The following is an 18,936-nucleotide window of genomic DNA, read 5'->3' on the forward strand; positions in this document are numbered from 1 at the left end:
TATGAATTATTCAAACGTTGTGTCCAGCATTACTAAAAACTCTAAAACATTGCTGAATACAGATATTCTGGTGTGGAGTGGTTTAATACTATTTACCTTAATATCTTTCTTTATTGGGGGCGAGAGCCTGTTTCTTCCTAAATTAGCAACAACATTTATTTTACTTGTTAGCTTTATTAAAATTCGTTTAGTTATCCATTATTTTATGGAGGTTAAATACGCACCTTTACCGTTAAAAATAGCACTCGATGTTTGGTGTATCTGCGTATTTGTTATGTTGCTAACGCTGCTTGTATTCCCATTTTAACCAACTTTTAGAACATGATTTACACGATGTAATGAATGCCGCGTTCACATTACGACATGGATGTCGTGTAGTAGAGCTATGCAGGAGCAATTGCCGATGGATGTGATTGAGCGGTCCCTGTTAAGTTGGCATTCCATCGTCCCTGATGTGAGCCAACTTTGATAACATCCCTGTTAAGTTGGCATTCCATCGTCCCTGATGTAAAAAAACACTTCCGGAGAAGTGTTTTAATTAAGATTATTGACTCAGAACTTGAAGTTTATTTCTGTTCAACTAAGTCACTTGGTCGCCAAGTTTGATCAAACCATGACTCTGTTGGTCCGTATATTCTAAATAATAAGTTAAAACCTTTTTCAGGATTGGTTTGTACCCAGTTATTTTCCCAACCTTTTGGTGCTTTAGCTGAGAAGTGAATAGTTGTACTACCATCTTCATTGGTGATCATGCCTTTATTCAAACCATCTACGCCTGAATTCTTCTGATCTGTTTCAAGCATTGAACGCGTTTGATTATCATAAATCATGAATGACCAAAATAGTTTTGCAGGAATGTCTTTAGGTAATGTTACAACATAGTGCTTAGAGCCATCGTATAGTTCACCTTCAGAGTCACGAGTACCTACTAGGTAAGCCGAACCTTTGCCTCTTTCTTTTGGCACCATATCAGGAGTAATACCAGTAGCCATAAAGTGAAATACAGTGCGTTCATCAACTGATATAACGCCATTTTCATCTTTAAACTCATGCCCTTTAATCAGTGGTGTTGACCAATGACGGTTATCATAAACCATCATTTCTTTGCTTGGGTAGAAGTTAGCACTTCGCGCTTCTGCGGTTGCAATATTTGCCGCTTCTTTAAAGATACGTTGCATACGAGCATCTGGTTTGAATGCTTTACCTTTTTCAATACCAAGATCTTTTGCAATGCCTAGCCATTCTTCATCCCAAAGATCAGTCGGCTCATACTGAATAAGCGTATTAATTTCATCGTAAAACTTTTCATTCATTGCGTGCACAGTGTTGTACTTAAGCCCAGTAAGATTGATGAACTCGGTTTTTTGCTCAGGCTTGTCATAAGGGTACAGTTTCATTGTGTCCTTCAATGCTTGAATATTTTTTGGCATTTCATTCAGGTTGCCAACGATACGCAATAATAGCCAATGCTGATAACCCTCTGATTCAACTGGAATATAACCAGTAGGAACTTCTCCTTTGTAAGATGAATGGTAGATGAAATATTTTCCACCTTTACCTTGATCTTGTGGGTGTGTTACGCCAACTCGATCAGTAAATTTAAACGCTGCATTATCAAGCAAACCTAATATAGGTGTACCTACTTCGAGTACAACTGGACCATCTTTTAGGTCTACTTCACTGGTGACATAAGGAGTTGTTGTATTTGCAGTTAACCAAATACTTTCAGCGGTTAAATTACCTTCAGAAATACCGATCGTTTGATTAGGCTTCATACCAACACTTTCATGACCAGCGAGTAACCCTTGGATTGATGCCACTGGAATACCTGATAAAAATAGACGTACTGCGTTTGCTGTATCAACAAAATCACGGGTTTTGTTAAAGGTTTCTTGTGTTGGTGCACCATCAACATAATTCATCTCACCTAAATACTGTGACTTAACATGATTAGGTGTGATGATTTCACTTGGGACATTTGCACTATACTTAGGTGATGTTTCCGCGTGTGCAATACTCGCCAAAGACATAGTTGCAAGGGCAATTACAGAAAGTTTTTTACTAAATGTTTTCATAACGCTGTTCCTTAAATAAAATCTAAAAAGTTGTGTTCCTAAATGATGGGTAAAGTTTATGTTAATAGATAAATTAATACCAATGATGATTGTTAATCACAATTATTACCCTGACGCATATTGCATTATAACTAAATTAGATAATTAACTTACAATTGTCCTTTCCATTTCATCATCCCTGATGTAAACAAAAGACCTTCTAACATGATTTTCACTATGTAATGAATGCCGCGTTCACATGGATGTGATGGAGCGCCCTCTTTTAAGTTGGCATTCCATCATCCCTGATGTAAACAAAAGACCTTCTAACATGATTTTCACTATGTAATGAATGCCGCATTCACATGGATGTGATGGGGCGGCTCCTGTTAAGTTGGCATTCCATCATCCCTGATGTGAACCAACTTTTATAACATCCTTGTTAAGTTGGCATTCCATCATTCCTGATGTAAAAAATAGTATAGGTTTTGGATATAAGCTATTTATTTTATTAAACTATTTGATTTTATTTAAGGTTTAGTCTGTAGCGCCGGTTTGTTTCAAATGGCCCTTTAAAAGTATGTAACACATTTGCACTGTCAATGACTTCAATCTCCTGTACTTGCTCAGCATTTTTAACGCCAAAATGTACAATTGCGGCATCTATCGACAAGAATCCGCCGCTGGCTTTTACCTCCCTAATTTGATGTTTGCTGTTATTTTCACCGTATCGAATAACGACTTTTGCCCCGATACCATTAATATTATTTTTGCTATCACGAAGCTCAATTTGAATATGATTGTTGTTATTTTCATTGTTTATCCATGAATGTAAGTGGCCTTGAATATCAAATCCAATAATGTCCAAGTCACCATCATTATCAACATCGATATATAAATAACTGAGCATATCCTTAAAAAACTCCAGACCAACGTCTGCCGCTTGCTCATTAAATTTATTGCCGTTGATGTTTCTATACCAAGCATTTGAAGTCATTGCCTGTTGTTCACTGTAACCATTAACAACGAACAAATCTTGCCAGCTGTCACCGTCTAAATCGGCAAATTTAGCATTCCAGGCCCAGCCAGTTATATCTATCCCATATTGCTTAGCAACCTCAGTAGCTTGGCTGTTTTGATTGTGTTTATACAACAGATTAACCCTACCTACCTGCTTGATCTGCTTTGCGGGTTTGATAACGTTTCCATCACCGGCACTCTGATCTGTCTGCGTTATTCGCTGCAGCTCATTTGCTTTTCGCTCAGCAATAATCATTAGCTTATGCACACAATGATCTCGTAACTCGGTAGAGTACGAAGCTAATAACTCACACAATTCGGTACGTTCTTCTACTTGAACGGCTTCGTAACTATCACGAATATTTGGCCGTGTAAGCAATAACGCTAAGCATTCAAATTTTGCATCGCCTTCAATACTCAGACAAGAGCCGGCCATTTTGCGACGATTTGCAGACATAGTTTTGACTTGTTGTTCGAGCTCTACACACATTTGAGAGTCGTTTTTATGGCAATGCTTATCAAAGTAATCTTGTTTTTTAATTAATGGTACCCGTAAATCGCCGCTAGTTGGGTTATGGGTGATTTGCGCATGATAAGTTTCAAATGTTAAATCATTATCAATATCTGCTGAGACGATACTCATGGTGCTATGAGGTACAGCGGGCCAATAGTCATTCCAACTTTCAAAATCGTGAGTTAACACTGAGCGATAATGTATATCCGCTTGGTCAAACTCATTACCAATCATTAACTCTCTGTTACCATCACCAGTAACATCGCTAAATAACGCGGTTAACGCTGAACCAGGAGGCCCAGGCAGCCCTTGCTCAATAAACTGGCCATTTTGTTGCATAAGCAATACATTTTGATTTTCTGTATTGTACAACCATTCATTGAAATATTGCCCCCACAAAATATCTAATTGGCCATCATTATTGATATCGTCAAAGGCCACGGCAAAAGCAATGCGCTTGTCTACTGGCAATGAAATAACGTGGTCAAAATCACCTTGTTGGTTATAAGCAACAAAGCCACCAAGCTTGTCACTACTCCATATTAAATCAAGCCAGCCGTCATTATTCATATCTTGAAGTGCAACAGCACCGACAATATTGTCATCAAATTCAAAGGCTTTATTTTGCGACGCTAACTGGAATGTTCCACCTATATTTTCATACAGATAAACACCAGTATAAGTTCCAACAGCAATATCTATCCAACCATCATTATTAAAGTCACCACTAGCCAATGAATTCATTTGAATAAATGGTACAACAAATTGTTCATACAAGGGTTTGGGATGATACTCAAATCCCAGTACTTCCGCTGTTTTATAACTAAAATCCAAGGGGCTATCGGCTAAATCAGTTGAAGAATTTTGGCCGACACGTTTATCAGCTAGGTTTTGATAGTAAATTTGTTCATTACCCGACCAAGCCTGCCAATCAACTGTGTTTTTAATTACCAAAGGAGGCGACAACGTCTTTATTCTGTTTGGCAGCTTTCTGTTTTCTTTTACTGTATTTAACTCTTGTATAGCAGTAAATTCACGAGCTGAAAATTGCTCTTTATTCTCTATTAAGAATTGTTTCTTTGCTTCTAAGATGCGTTGTTTTTTGCTATCTAACTTAGGCTTAACATTGTCTTGTTTTGTATTTACTGATGATTGATTATTCTCACCTTTATCTGGTGATTGCAACAATTGGCGATAAGCATTATTGGTATCACTTTCAACATAATTACGCTGGTAATAATCGCTTGCCATACCAGCAACAACAGCCAAAACAAGAATGCTAAGGGCTAAGCTACTGGCGGTTTTTATGGCGCCGGCTTTTACAAGAACAAACCAAGAATAAATACTAAAGCTGCCTAAGGTAAAAAGTAATATCGCGATATAGACAATAGGAACATCATTCGCGAACAGTACCGCCGCCAAAATAATATCAAAGGTAATTGGAACAGGAAGAATTAATGCAAATAACGCTAACGCCAGTACCGCAACAATGAACATATTGCCATTCGTTGCGGGCAATATAGAAATCACTTGCTGCCATGGCATAAGCGTGATTAACGTAGCGCCGATAACCCCCGCAAGTAACATCAATGGCAGTACATTCTTAAGTAACCATGTTGCCTGCGTAAATAAGGATTTAATTAACCAGACACTTGCCTGCCCCCAACTATACGATTGTGCTATTTCACATTGTTGGTTGGTACTTTGATTTGACGTTTGCAATGAAGAAAAGTTAGGACTCTCACCATCGAATTTTTTTACGATAGCAGGCACAATGAAGAAAATTAACAATAAAGAGCAGCTTATTTTAATGAGTATCAAATAAGCCGGAAAAAGGCTAAATGCCATCATCAACACGATAATGTTGAGTTGTGGTGAACTTAGCATCGTCACCAGCGCCATTTCTGCACGCACATTCTTTTTGTATAAACCATAGGCAATAGGCGCTGCGCAATTTACACAGAGCCCCATAGGAATACCTAACATCAATCCAGATAATATGGCCGAAAATTTGCCTTGTGGTAAGCGGTTCGCAACTAACGGTAACAACACTAATAAAACAATAGACAATGCCAAGCCAAATAACATGCCCCGCTCATTCACATGTATCCAGTTAAGTAAGGTATAACCTATTTTTGCGATTATATTTTTTACACTGCTCAAGTCATAATGTGACTCAAAACTTAACCCTCCGGCAACGCCTAACGTATCAGACATCGCCGCTTTTAAATCTAATGCGGGATACCTGGATAAGGACCAAAAGCTTATCATCAAGATTAATAGTAACAAGCCACTTAACAACACTCGTTTATCAACAACTGCCGATGCACTTGTCTGCATGTTGGCTACATTAGGTGTATTTACAATCATTTAATTCTCTGATCTGGTTAAGTTTATTGTTACAACGTTTAAGGTGAAACTTTACGAGCAAGACGAACAAAGTTTTGTCTTGCCTTTCCATACAATACCGGCTCACCGCGATAAAACTCTATCGTCCAGGCTTCTGCAGCGTCATTACTGTTATGAGTTGAAGACCAAAATGCTGCGATTCCGGTTTTTGGGAATAAGGTTTCATTTACAGCAGGAAACGCACAACTTAAATCAACAGTAGAAAATAATTCTTTGATATTCGGTAAATACCAATCACTGTGTCCGGCAAAGGTTGATGTTTCGCTCATTGCTAGTGCATCATTCCAACTATACGCAACGGCTTCATCTATGCATTGACTGCCATCCCAAGACTCTCCTAGACGGCAACGCATCCATATCAAGCCATTAATTGTGTCGGTTACCGTGCCATCACTATGCACAATATATTGTTCATTATTTTCGATAATTGGTTCGCAAGCTGCGGCAAAACCGTTGCAAGCAACAGTAGTAAAGATTAAAGCCAGGGTTTTATTGATTAATTTCATTATAAATCTCTTATCGCTAGGCGAACTTAGTTTGAGCTACGGCTTCTAATTAAGCGTAAATTTTTCGGAGCTTGTTGCAGCGTTTGTTTCATCGTTGCATCATAAAAATTAAGACTCCAGCCCCATAACGGTGTAGAAAATAATGTCGATGACCAATATTCACTTGCTAAAGTATTAGGAAAATATTCGAATGAAGTTGCTACGCCAAACTGGTTACGGCTGTAATCAATTAAGCCATGTAATTGCCTTATAGTCGGAACTTGCCAGTCATTAGCGCCACACAAGCCCTGTTGGTTTATCGCTTGCACATAACTGGATGTGTCACAATCTGAACCACTACAAACACCTAGATTAGGTTGACCATTTTCAAACCCTTGATCATTTTCAAACCAAGAATAGGTATGCTGATTATCTTGTAGTCCTCCATCGACTGTTTTTACTTCCCAAATAAACCCCGTGACATTATCACGTACACATGACCACTCATTGGCGTCAGTTGATAACTCGCTGCCATCAGCTGATATCTTAGTAAAATCAAATCCGGCATGACCATTGCTGTTGTCATGATGACTTATGTCCCGCCCATGGGTGCCATCTTGTCCTGCAAAAACTTCATTAGAACAATCAAGTTCTGTACTTGATTCATCTGAGCAAGTATCAATGCCCGTATCATTGCTCAACCCTGTAATGTTCAATTCAGGTATATTGGTAACAGCAATAGAAACATCGGCAAGAGTCTGATTATTGTTGTTATCAGACACATTTACTTGGAAGGTTAAATGGCTCAATTGAGTTACGCTTGGCGCTGTAAATGTCATCACTTGCTCTGTTGCATTTACTAACTCAACTGTTTCACCAGAAAGTTGTTGCCATAAAAATGTAAGCTGTTGCTCATCTGCCGAGTTTATTTTAGCCTGTAAAGAAATTTCACCACCTTCAATGACACTTCCTTTGCTGATGATTTCTACAGTTAATGGTTCAATTACCGGGATAACTACAACATTCACACTATCTGAAACTATTGCCTTTTCATTATCTGTAACGGTTATTTCAAACGTCAAAACCTGTTGCTCATCTACGCTTGGTAATTCAATGCTTGCCATTGGGCTTTGAGGGTCAATAATATTTACACTCACCCCTTCAGTTTGTCGCCACTGATAATGACTAATAAAGCCATCTTGATCACTTGCAGAAGCATTGAGGGTCAAGATTGAACTTTCATAGCCATGTACATCTGAACCTGCATCAACCACAGGGAATTGATTAACTGATTTTACTGGCTGTGTATCTTCTTCTGGCTCAGAACTACCTCCACCTCCTCCACAAGAAAATAAACTAAATAAAAGAGCAGTTTTGATAAGCAATTTAATTTTGTTGATTGTGTATTTCATACATCACCTTATTAAAAAGGCTTCTGCATGCAGAAGCCTTTTTCATTATTACCTTTTAGATCTAGAGATTATTTTCTACGACGAGAAAACAACCCTAAACCAGCTAAGATGATGAAGCCAAGACCAGTAGTACCACCACTACTCTTGTTCTCAACATTCACAGATACTGTTTCTGCGAAACTTGCTTTATCGCCATTAGAGCCAATCATTTCAAAGGTCACAACCTCATCATGAGATACTTTAGGAGCATCAAAGCTTACACTTGCACCAGCACCAATCAAGCTAACCGCTGGACCTGAAACTTGTGTCCATTGATACGATATTTCAGGGTTATCAATAACAGCATCAACAACACTTGCTGATAACGTTACTGGCTTACCTTCTTTAACAGTATCAACCGAAGAGTTTACACTGAAGCTTGGACGACCGGCATAAAACACTGGCTCAGATGATTTAGTTTCCATAGCTGAGCTCGTATTTACACCAGCTGTAACAACAGGTGTTGCATCGATTAAGCCTAGTACTTCAGAAGCATCCAACACTAAGTTGAACTCTAATGCATTTGCGCCATCAACTTGTGTGTGCTGCCAAGTTAAGTTGTTGTTTTCTACAGCATAAGTAAATTCATCGGCGTTCATTTGCATTGAAGCACCTTCAACAACATCATCTTTAAGTAAGATATCAACGTTGACACCTTCAGATAACATCATTTGGAAGTCATAATCGCGATTTTCACCACTATTATTTGCTGATACACGCAAAGTTACGACAATTTTATCGCCATTGATAGTTGGCTCACTAATGGTCACATCATCTTCACCACGAACCATATTTACACGTACCGCACCAATATTCTGGTTTAACTCTGGTGTGGTTCCCAACCAGAATACACCATGATAGATATCATCTTGCATCATTGGTTGATCCCATTGAACACGAGTCACAACTTCTTCACGAGGGGCTACCGCAGTTGGTACACTTACACTCATTGATTCATCATCATAAGTCACATTGGTAACAGAGAACTTAACGCTATCCATGATTGGTGCTTCTGCACACTCCATGCCTTCGTCAGCTTCCTCACCTTCAGCACAAACCATTTGATGTTCTTCAAGTTCTGCAGGACCTTCAGCCCAGTTATGTACTAATACCCAGTAAGTATCTTGAATTGGATCAACAATATCGATTAATTCATCTGAGTCTGCTTGCGCACTCATATAACGAATTAACCCCATTTCAATAGCAGTAGAAACGGTGCCGTCCAAATCGGCATCAATACCTACGTAAATATCTACATCTGGTGATGTTGTTTCCATAACATCAACAACTAGACGTTTAGTATCCGCTTGTACGTTTAACGGAATAGCATAGATGGTTTTGTTATCTTCTTCTTGCCAATGCCAAATTTGATTATTTGTAGCATCTCGCATAAGTTCAATTTCATAAACGTCTGCTTTAGCAATACCTGATTTGCTCAGTTGTAATTCGTCAGTACCAATAGTAACAATGCCTTTAACAGGAGCAGAGTCGTTGGTACGTTTTGCCGTTACTTCTGTAATATCAGGAGCAATACCAGCAATGAAGTTAACCGTAATTGGCATTGTTTGTACAGGCATAGAATTATCAGTAGGTGTAAGTACTACACGACCATTTACCCACTCATCAGCTAACCCCTGTAGTGCTTCAGCTGTAAAGTTAATTACCGCTTCTTCACCCGCAGCTAAGCTGATCGTTTCTTGATCCGCCGTTACATTAAAGCCTTCATTATAATATTCAAAACTCACATTCCAGCTACCATCTTTGGTGGCTTTAAACGTACGAGTCCATGAACAATCAATTAAACATTCGCCTTTAGAAAGACTAGGCATGTTCATTTGATGAGGCTGACCATGCCACCCTTCAATGCTGTCAACCATACCAAACTGTTCAGCATATGGATTAGCAGCTAAATAACCTGCACGGGTTTCGTTAAGTACTAAACCAGCTTCAATTGCTAAATTAACACGTGCACTACCTGAACCAGTACGATGCATATCGGCACGATTTTTCACACCATCATAGTCATCATCTTCAGTAACAGCAGTAAAGGCAGTCGTCATTAATGCCGATTGTGCTTCTGCAGGTGTCCAATCAGGTTGTGCTGCTTTCATTAACAAGTACATACCGGCAATATGTGGCGTTGCCATCGATGTACCATCCATGAAACGTGCATCACCATTTATTTGTGCATAAACAGGGTTCGCTGAGCTATGCATACGATTACCAAGACCTGCTGCTAAAATAGCAACCCCCGGAGCACCAATATCAGGAATAAGGTAATCACCGGTAAAGTAATCTGGACCACGTGAAGTAAATGGCGCAGTAATGTCTGCTTTATCTTCATTTAATACCAGTTCAGAGTCTGTAAAGCTAACCTTATGGCCTTCACCTTCGCCTAACCAGGCTAAAAGAGTTTCACCATCAGCTTTATTTAAATGTACTGTTGGAAGTACATGCAAATCGTTAGCAACATTGTCATACTCTTCATCAGAGTTGATGAAAATCATACCAGCTGCGCGAGTTCGAAGAGCTTCAGCACCTTTTGATAAGCGTGATAATGGCTCGCCATCGGCATCAACACCGCCACGACGACAAATTACCACTTTACCTTCAACAGATTCAGCAGTGTAATAAGCAGGTAACGAATACTTACCACAATAACCTACACCACCGGCCGTTTCAGCACCTGAAGACGCTTCAACATCACCAGCATAAACAACATCTAATGGTGTATCTAAGCCAACACCTGATGTTGCGCCCTTACCAATTAAATCAGCAAGCTCTGTTGCGCCACCGCTAAATGTTGCGGTTTTCTCTTCAGTAAAATCACGAGAATGAGTTAATGCAGCTACGGTAGTTACCCAAGGCGAGTTACCCGGTGAACCAACTGTTTTTTCACCATTTCGGCCAGAGTTACCAGCAGCAACAGCAGTATGAATACCAGCTTCACGAGCACTTAAAAATGCTAAAGCATCAGCAGTAAACCAAGGTGAAGATGCGCCGCCACCAACAGAGTAATTTAATACATCTACATTATTGGCAATGGCATGCTCAATTGAAGCAACAGCGGCACTTGGCGCACAGCCATAAACATTACAAGTTTGGTAAGAAACAATGTTAGCGTGTGGGGCAACACCGCTCATTGAAACAGTCATTTCTGAATCATAATATTGATGTTTGTAACTTTGCTCCATGTGTGGATAAACAGTTGGGTATTTCACGTCATGAACTACGTTACCAGCAATCGTTGAAGAAACATGAGTACCGTGACCATGAGTATCTTGGCCTGTATCAAAGCGCATGTCTGAACTTGACATTCCCGCAACCGATCTAAAGCCTCGATATGATACAACACCGATTAGCTTATCGTTACACCAATAAGGAGAATCTACACAATCACCAAAGTAAACACCTTCGCCATTTGGATTGTTGTGATCATAGCCATCACCGCCAATATCAGCAAATGAAGGAGTAAATGGCACGTTATCAAAACCTGCTGCACCTGACCAGCTATAGACTTTCTTTTGGTAAGAAGCGATACCGGTATCCATAACACCAATAACAAGCCCTTCACCTTTAGCGCCTTCAATATCAGGATTATCCCAAATAGCTGGTGCGCCAACATGCTGTGGACCTACATCGGTCAATAACTGTTGCATTTCTTCTTTTTCAACAGCCAATACACCTGGCATTTTTCGAAGTGCTAAGACTTCATGCTCTTCTAAGTCAACAACAAGACCGTTTAATGCAATTTTAAAGCTATCTTGTAGTTGCACATCACGACCAAGCGTTTTACGTATGTTATCTATCGCTTTATTCTGTTGCAATGCCAAGTAGTTTCCGTATACAACGGAAGCTGAACTGGCTAGATTTAATTTACCAGTATTTGTAACATTTACACCTTTTGATGCAGTAACGTTAGTGGCTTTAAAACCTTCAATGCCACCTTGGTATAAAGCAACAGGCTCGTCTTTTAATAATACAAAGTAGCGACCTTCAAAGTGTGCCTTATTCGATTTGTATTGAGCATTTTGCTGAACAGGTGTTAACTCAAATGTTGGGATATCATCTGGATATTGACCAGCGGTGGCTCCTAGAGCCATGATCCCTAGCGGCAATGCTAGAGCTATTTTATTTAATTTAAATTTCAAAATAATTTCCTCTAATGAGAGGCCTTTGGCCTCTCAAAATTAATGTCTGTAATTCTTACTTGTAAGCGCGACGAGCGGCAAAGCCTAGGGCGCTAAATAAAATGAAGAACAAGCCAGTTGAACCACCTGAACTTTGTGTTTCATCTGCTGTAGACGGATTTGAATTACTTGTTGAAGCACTAACTGAGAACGTCATATCAGTTGAAGTTGAATTCACACCATCATGTGCCGTAATTGTTGATGTATATTCACCAGCATTGGTTACCGCCCCAGAAATTTCACCCGATAAGCTGATTTCTAAACCTGCAGGTAAGTTAGTGGCTGTAAATGTAACTCCATCACCTTCCATCTCAGCAAAGTTTGCCGAAACATTGACAGTCATCTGTTCACCTTGAACGATAGTTACACCGGCAATGCTTTCTATAATCACTGGTGCGATATCATTGGTATTAGCAACAACAATTTCAACATCATCTACTGGTGCATCACGGTTTTCGTAATCAGCAGTAATTTTTAAGGTGTAAGACTTTGTCTCTTCGTAATCGATAGCATCTGCATTAGCAACACTGATCACGCCATCAACAGAAACCGCAAAAGGAGTACCTGGCAAAGCATTAACTAAATGAATATCGCCTCTACGTTCGCTATTAATAAAGAACTGCTCAGTAGACATTGCTACTTTGCCGATAACATGGCCATTTTCTACGTTTTCATAAACGCTAAAGCCTTGGCCCGGCTTAACTTTGGCATCAGCGCCATGGGCAACTGTGCTAAAACCAGTATTATCATTACCCATTTCAAACAGCATTACCCCTGGAGGACAATCTTTATGTGTAACAACATTATTTATACTGAATACGAAAGGATTACATTGGAATGTTAAACCAGCTAGAACACGTGCAGAACGACCAGGTTCGATAACAACTTTATTTGACCAATTGCTCCAATCAAATTCTGTTTCTGGATCATAATCTTCTGGTATTAGTGCCACACCAGCAGTAGTCGCCAAGAAGTTTACTTTTTCCTCAATACAATTGTCAGGATTCCAAGATTTTGGCTGACAATTAGTGTCCCACCAGTTTGGATAACCATCTTCACCAGTATGATCAATTACTTCTTCCCAGTAATCACCATGAATAATTGGGTTAAAGCGAATTAAAGGACCATCGATCCCCGCTTGTGCATCACGGTCAGAAGCGAACTGCCAGCCAATTTTTTGATTGAAATCTTCAACTGATTGGATATCGTGATGATATAATTCTTCAAGACAAATATTGGCTACTACAGTATCGTCACCTGCAGATACATCGGTTGCCAATTTTGAAACTTTCTGCCTTGAGATCCAAGGATTAAATTCCATGTTGAAATCAATATAACGTGTTTCTAATGTACCGTCATTATTGGTAATTACATCAATGGCGAAGATTTTATCAGCATCTTCAGCCATTCGTTCAGCATCAAACGGTGAATCATGATAGGCATTGGCATGCTCTTCCGTGTAAGCCTTAAAGTAGCTTAAAACATGACCTGCTTTATCGAAATGCTCTGCCATTGGCACGTCAAATTTATCAAACATTTGAACTACTACAGATAATTTCTTACCTGAGATTTCACACATTTCTTCGTTAACAATATTAGCACCAATATTTTTATACATATGACCTTGACCGCCAACCTTTGACGGGGTGATTACAGGTACGTTATGCATCAATGGCATCGCTATGAAAGTTTTCGCCGCATTTGTGGTATTCGTTAAATCAATGATATTAGATTCAATCCAATTGCCTTCATTGCTGACTAATTGTTTCCACTCATCACTTTCAAGTAAAACTTTTGTAGAACCATAAGAGTTTGATTTTTCTAATGATTTACTTTCTCTAGGGAATACCTGAAAAGGAACTTTCAGTTGCGCTGATTCGTCACTTGTATTGTTAAACACTAAGTAACCATTAACGGCAGCTTCAATCCAATTCTCAATACTTAAATCAGTACCTTGTTTAAACGGCCATTCACCTAAATTGTCTACATCAATGGTTAAAGATACAGCAAATGTTACTGAATGATTTGCCGGTATATTAATTGATGCAGGGTGAATAAAACCAATCGCATCATTGCTGGCTTTATTACCATTAAGTTGACTGCTAACCGCATACGATTGTACTTGGTCAGTTAAGTTTTTAATGGTTAAATCACGTGTAACAGAAACCGAACTTGGCGTTTCAACATAGCCAAAAGCTAAACCAGGTTGATAGGTTCCCGTTTCCCAAACAACAGCATTGGCAGTAACAGCTGTTACCCCATCTACTAGGCCTGTACCCATAAATGATACTTCTGGTACTGTCGTTTTCGAAGCCCCTTCAAACACTTCAGCGGTTGAACCTTGTATACCATCAGCAAGTGCGGTATTGGCAACTAATGCTTTTGCTTCAAGCGGACTTAATTGTGGATATTGCGCTAAAATTCTAGCGGCAGTACCAGCAGCATACGCAGCTGCATAATTATGATGCGGCATAACTTCAGCAAACTGATCACCAGAACCAGCAACAGGACCAACAAATTGTTCTGCAGGTGCTACTACTTCAGGTTTTAAAGTTTGCGTTCCACGGGTAGGACCGGCAGGAGTAAATGGCGATAAAGTAACAGAATCACCATCAACTTTAACTGAACCAACAGTTAATGCTTCTGGAACAGCTGCGCGCCAAGCCAGATTAAAATAAGAATCGTAGCCTGTATAACCAGCACCAACCACCACTAAAGAGCCTGTAGCACTTAAGCGACGTACTAGACCAATATCACGTGTAGGTTGAGAAGGAGATACATCATCTTCAACATAAAATGCTGAGTTACCGAAACTGTTTAAAACGATTACATCTGGGCGATCGCTAATGTCACCATCTTGGTTAGGATCAACGATTACGTCTAATACAGGGTAAAAATAAGCATTAGCCCAGTCGTACGTTTTATAATAGATAATTTTAGCATCAGGGGCTTGTGCTAACACTTGTGCAGCAACAGCTGTACCTGAAGCAAGAGCGCCAGCTTCAACATTAACATCTTCGGCCCATTCAATAGGGTTATAATCTACATAGTGATAACCTTCAGCACCTGCAGAGAAGTCCAGACCACCGATAACAGTGTCTGTTGGGAAACCATCCCAAGCATTACTTCGGTTAGCCGTTGCTTGTTCAAAAGCAGCAACAGTACCTGTACCACCTAAAGCTTTATGAGTGTAATCAATACCATTACCAACAATAGCAACAGTGATATCATCACCAACATCTTTAACGGTTAAGAAAGGGTATTTTTTAAATTCGTTTTCAGCAGTGTAATTTGGCTCTTCGCTCAATAACTGTGCACTTACTACATGCTCATTAGATGCTAGCATGTCTGCAACTGAATGATTCATTTGCACGTAAAGGGCATTCTCAGACATTCGAGATTTACGAGTTAAAACTGCACTTTGATCGGCTGCGCGAATCGCCGCCATTACTAAATCTTGTTGTTTTTCTACATTGACTAAAACACTGCTACGATCATTGCCTAACCCAGCGTGAGCTTTATCTAGACCACTTTTGGCCGTAAGGCGAATGAAATATACACCCATAGTTTCATGTTTTGCTCTAAAAGAACTTTGTCCTTCAGAAGTTAAGTTTGCGCCTGTTGATAATTCTCCAGCAGTAAGCATTTTATTTGCTTGTTCAACTTCGCTAGCGTTAGCGGAGCATGCAAATGCTGCTGAGACAACTAAAGCGACGGTAGATGATTTAAAAATCATTGTTGTCCTCTTGTAAATCTATTAATTGCAAGACATCCAGTTACAACTGTTGTTATTTATAAATGATTATTAACAGCTGAAAATGGCGTTGGGACATTAGTAAATAAAAACTTGGCCTCTAACAATGGCAATAATTACAATTCAATTACAAGTTTACATCAACAAAACATCAATTTCGTTTATAATCATGCATTTATAAAAATAAACGAATTACAATTGATGATTTATAGATAACTAATAAACTGCTTTTATTTAATAAATATTCAGTAAAGTAAGCCTAAAAAGAGAATCGTTTAAAGTTTCAACAAATCTACAGGAATTTAAAAACAAACTCGCAGAGTTTTCGGTGCATTCGATATTTGAAATGAAGTTTAAAAAGATTATTGATATCGACTGAAATTTACTCGGAGAAAATATCGGGAGAACTAGATTTAAATTAGCAAGATTTTAAATACCTCAACAAACCTGCTGGAAGCAAGAAGCAAGAAGCAAGTTTGTTGAGTATTGGTTGAATTCAATATTTGCATTGAAGTTCAGATTTATTATTGATTTGGTTTGAAAATTTACACTGAAAAGATATCAGCACCTCAAGGTGCTAAATAGGCAATATTTTAAATACCTCAACAAACCTGCTGTAAGCTAGAAACAAGTTTGTTGAGTTTTGGTTGCATTCAATATTTGAATTGAAGTTCAGATTTGCTATTGATTTGGTTTGAAAATTTGTACAGAAAAGATATCAGCATCATTAATACTATTTAAAGTAAGTAAATAACTTTCAGTATCTATTGAAGATATACCGAAGTATCGCTTAATTGAATTAGCAGGCAAAGAATCAATAATTGTCGTCTTGCCTGTTATTTCTTTTCTTTTAATAACATCCTCAGTTGTACTACGACTAATATAATAAATCGCTTTATCCTGCCAATAAAATGAACCGTGATCTGTGCTAATTAAATCTTCAACTATTAATTTTTCTTCGTTGGTTTTTGGATTAACTTGCCAAATACCATTTTCCCATTCACGGCTAACATATAAATAACCGTCTTCCCCTTCAACAACTGCCATTTCATTTTTAGCCGTTAATTGAGTTATCTGTGCCGTTAATAAGTCGTATTTGAATACACCACTAGTGTCATTTTTACTAGAAATGAACAAAATTGAACGACCATCAAATGACCATTTAGGATTTTGCGGTTCTAACCCTCCAAGGTCAATTGATTCAAGACTTCCAGTTGTATCGTCTCCAATAAATAGTTGATAGTGATCAGTATCGGTTAGGCGCAGATCAACAATAAACTGATCATTTATAGGTGACCAACTAGGCAATAATGGTAAGCCCATTCCTTTAGTGATATTTTTGGTGCCAAGTTCACTTTTAATCCATAAATCCCACGAACCTGACCTGTTTGAAATAAATGCAACCTTACCATTAACTGCAGAAAGACTACCTAACATATCTCTAGAAGAAGATGAAACTCTTGATAAAATTTTATTGGTTTCAAATGTTTTTTGAACTATATATTCCTGTGAAGAATAGCGCGAAAAAAATAGTTCGCCCGTTGTTTGGCTAATGGTCAAATTTGCAGGTCTAGGTATTTTGTTTACATCTTGCCAAGTTTCTTCTGCAATGTTGTACTTATGAATAATATGTTCTGCATTTTTAAAGAAACTGGTATAAATTTCATTATTACTATGATCCCAAGCTAAACCAATAATAGATGTTTGGTTATCAAGGAGAACTTGCTCTTCACCTTGATTATTAATGTGTATAAGTTGCGTAAATTGATAACGTTCACGTATTAAAGCGATGCTTTTACTATCATTCGCCCAAACGGCAACAACATCTCGTACTTTACTGCTAGGGTAACTTACTTGTGTTGAAAGCTTGGTCTTAAAGTTGTAAGAGAAAATAGCTAAACTATCATTTACTTGCTTAGAATAGAGTAAAGATTCACCATTTGGGGACCAGTCAAGATTAATTCTAATAGGATTAAATACGCAGCCTTGATCAATCAGTTCATCTTGATTAGTGACTAAATGTTTAACTCTAATTTGACAAAAACCTGTTTCATCATAGCGTATATATGCTATTGAAGCGTCGTCAGGAGACCAGGTTGGTGATGCTTCTTCATTAGATGTATTTGTTAACATGCGAAGAGGCAGTTCTTCATTGAGTAAATCTTTAATATAAAGATGGCCTTTCGAAGACTCTCTAACCCAACGAAATACAAGGTACTTGCCGTCATGAGAGACCGCTGGGTGCATTTCTATGCCCTGGTAATTTGTTTGTTTCGAAACCTCTTTTGATAATACAATGTTGGAACCACTGTTAATAAAGTGGTTACTGATCATATAAACGGATAAACAAATTAAGCAAAAACTGGCAACAGCTGCGAAGTATTTGTGTTTATTAATAAAAGATAATTGCTTAGGTTCGTTTTGGTGTAAATCAGACGTTGGAAAAGCAGCTAGACCTAGCGGCTTAACAACCATTACATAACCTACTTTATGTACTGTTTTAATAACTTCATCATTTTCTGCACCTAAATCAGCGAATGTTTTACGCAGGTGCCAAATGGTATTAGGAAAACCTCGTTTACCTACACCCTGGTTACCATTCCAGATAGTTTCTATTGCGTCATTTGCTGCGACAGAATGATCACTACTTAAGATGAATAATTTTAATAATTCAAAAACTTTTACCGGTAATTTGATTGAATCTTTGCCATTATCTACGGTTAATTCTTTACAGTTAACATTAAAGCGACCGATCTGATAATAAACAAAAGCTAATTCAACCATAGAGTATTTTTCCAATATTAAAAGTTAACAAGATACTAACAAAGTAAAATTTAAAAATATAATGCATAAATAATATAAAAATTATGCATATTGGTTATAAAGGTAAAGAAATGTACACTTTTAGACTATTTTTAACAACACCCTTAAGGGTGATTTTTAGGACGGATATTATTTGAGCTGTAATTTAAAGCATAAAATATTCCCCAAAACAATTATAAATATTATAGGAATTCGCTTAAAGAAAAAAGGCTTCTGCATGCAGAAACCTTTGTTTT

Annotated in this window: 8 protein-coding genes; 1 reads left to right on the plus strand and 7 read right to left on the minus strand. The window is 38.3% G+C overall.

Annotated elements, in window-relative coordinates; translation table 11 throughout:
* Position 1: 1 nt before the first annotated feature.
* Positions 2-307: a cytochrome C oxidase subunit IV family protein gene (locus tag RI845_RS18815; protein ID WP_405054010.1), complete on the plus strand. Its 306-nt coding sequence runs from the start codon at positions 2-4 to the stop codon at positions 305-307.
* A 259-nt stretch (positions 308-566) separates the two neighbouring features.
* On the opposite strand, the gene RI845_RS11270 is transcribed toward RI845_RS18815, so the two are convergent.
* From RI845_RS11270 to RI845_RS11300, 7 genes are all read right to left on the minus strand, one after another.
* Positions 567-2,075, minus strand: coding sequence for a DUF1254 domain-containing protein (locus tag RI845_RS11270; RefSeq protein WP_348386268.1), 1,509 nt, complete (start codon positions 2,073-2,075; stop codon positions 567-569).
* Between the two features lie 505 nt (positions 2,076-2,580).
* Positions 2,581-5,958 (minus strand): FG-GAP-like repeat-containing protein, encoded by a 3,378-nt coding sequence (locus tag RI845_RS11275; protein WP_348386269.1) that lies wholly within the window; start codon positions 5,956-5,958, stop codon positions 2,581-2,583.
* A gap of 38 nt (positions 5,959-5,996) precedes the next feature.
* Positions 5,997-6,503, minus strand: a complete 507-nt coding sequence (locus RI845_RS11280; protein WP_348386270.1) for an Lcl C-terminal domain-containing protein — start codon at positions 6,501-6,503, stop codon at positions 5,997-5,999.
* Positions 6,504-6,529: 26 nt separating this feature from the next.
* A complete protein-coding gene (locus tag RI845_RS11285) occupies positions 6,530-7,894 on the minus strand; it encodes an Lcl C-terminal domain-containing protein (protein WP_348386271.1) in 1,365 nt (454 codons plus the stop codon).
* A gap of 68 nt (positions 7,895-7,962) precedes the next feature.
* On the minus strand, positions 7,963-12,084 hold the full coding sequence (locus tag RI845_RS11290) for a S8 family serine peptidase (protein WP_348386272.1): 4,122 nt from the start codon (positions 12,082-12,084) through the stop codon (positions 7,963-7,965).
* Positions 12,085-12,139: 55 nt separating this feature from the next.
* A complete protein-coding gene (locus tag RI845_RS11295; RefSeq protein ID WP_348386273.1) occupies positions 12,140-15,859 on the minus strand; it encodes a S8 family serine peptidase in 3,720 nt (1,239 codons plus the stop codon).
* Between the two features lie 699 nt (positions 15,860-16,558).
* Complete coding sequence (locus tag RI845_RS11300; RefSeq protein ID WP_348386274.1) at positions 16,559-18,661, minus strand: winged helix-turn-helix domain-containing protein; 2,103 nt, start codon at positions 18,659-18,661, stop codon at positions 16,559-16,561.
* Positions 18,662-18,936: the final 275 nt, after the last annotated feature.

Source organism: Thalassotalea nanhaiensis, from assembly GCF_031583575.1.
Lineage (GTDB): Bacteria > Pseudomonadota > Gammaproteobacteria > Enterobacterales > Alteromonadaceae > Thalassotalea_A > Thalassotalea_A nanhaiensis.

Excerpts from the sequence above, each read along its gene's own strand:
- RI845_RS11300 (WP_348386274.1), bottom strand. The coding sequence starts at position 18,661 with ATGGTTGAATTAGCTTTTGTTTATTATCAGATCGGTCGCTTTAATGTT.
- RI845_RS11280 (WP_348386270.1), bottom strand. The coding sequence starts at position 6,503 with ATGAAATTAATCAATAAAACCCTGGCTTTAATCTTTACTACTGTTGCT.
- RI845_RS11285 (WP_348386271.1), bottom strand. The coding sequence starts at position 7,894 with ATGAAATACACAATCAACAAAATTAAATTGCTTATCAAAACTGCTCTT.
- RI845_RS11295 (WP_348386273.1), bottom strand. The coding sequence starts at position 15,859 with ATGATTTTTAAATCATCTACCGTCGCTTTAGTTGTCTCAGCAGCATTT.
- RI845_RS18815 (WP_405054010.1), top strand. The coding sequence starts at position 2 with ATGAATTATTCAAACGTTGTGTCCAGCATTACTAAAAACTCTAAAACA.
- RI845_RS11275 (WP_348386269.1), bottom strand. The coding sequence starts at position 5,958 with ATGATTGTAAATACACCTAATGTAGCCAACATGCAGACAAGTGCATCG.
- RI845_RS11270 (WP_348386268.1), bottom strand. The coding sequence starts at position 2,075 with ATGAAAACATTTAGTAAAAAACTTTCTGTAATTGCCCTTGCAACTATG.